Source organism: Roseiconus nitratireducens (genome assembly GCF_008629675.1).
GTDB lineage: Bacteria > Planctomycetota > Planctomycetia > Pirellulales > Pirellulaceae > Stieleria > Stieleria nitratireducens.
This window is the reverse complement of sequence record NZ_VWOX01000082.1, coordinates 1-603: the sequence shown is the minus strand read 5'-3', so window position 1 is coordinate 603 and position 603 is coordinate 1. Positions and strand designations below refer to the sequence as shown.

The 603-nt window shown below is 54.4% G+C and carries 1 protein-coding gene; it reads right to left on the bottom strand.

The window, feature by feature from the left end; translation table 11 throughout:
* Positions 1-127 precede the first annotated feature (127 nt).
* Positions 128-442: a hypothetical protein gene (locus tag FYK55_RS28785; RefSeq protein WP_161604834.1), complete on the bottom strand. Its 315-nt coding sequence runs from the start codon at positions 440-442 to the stop codon at positions 128-130.
* Positions 443-603 lie beyond the last annotated feature (161 nt).

Here is a 603-nt window from a genome sequence, read left to right as displayed (position 1 = left end):
AACGTCGGCGGTCACCTGGCCGCCGCGGTTGATTCTCAATCCCGTACATACGCGACTCGGCGGCTCAGGTGCACCGCGTTGTTATCGCATTCTCGCAGACGGCATGGCTCCCCAGAAAGGGCATCGTTCAGATTCTTCCGCCCTCGATTGATGCAAGATCCTTTTTGACGCCAGCGAGCCACAGTGTCCGCGGCTTGCTGACTCCAGCTTCGTGTAGGACGGAAAATTCCGCGTCAGCGAGACGTTTTAACTCTTCAGGATCAACCTTGTTTTTTTTGATCTTCTTCGCGCACCGATCAACCCAAGCATCGAAACGGGACTTCCATTCCTCAATCTCTCCCTTGACTAAGTGCTGCTTCGTCGACCGGGGCGCTTGGTCGCAAAGTGCTCGCAAGGCGACGAGTGCACCAAGGAAATTCGTCTCCGACGAATCAAGATCCACTAGCGTTTCGGCCCAGTAACGGACCCGTTTGCGAAGAATGCAGAAACACACGCCATATTCAAATGAGGCGTCGTCACTCCCAAGCGGATTTGCGCTATGAATCGGCATTACGTTGGCGGTCTCTCAGAAACGGTGGTAGATCCATTGGCTGCGATAACGTT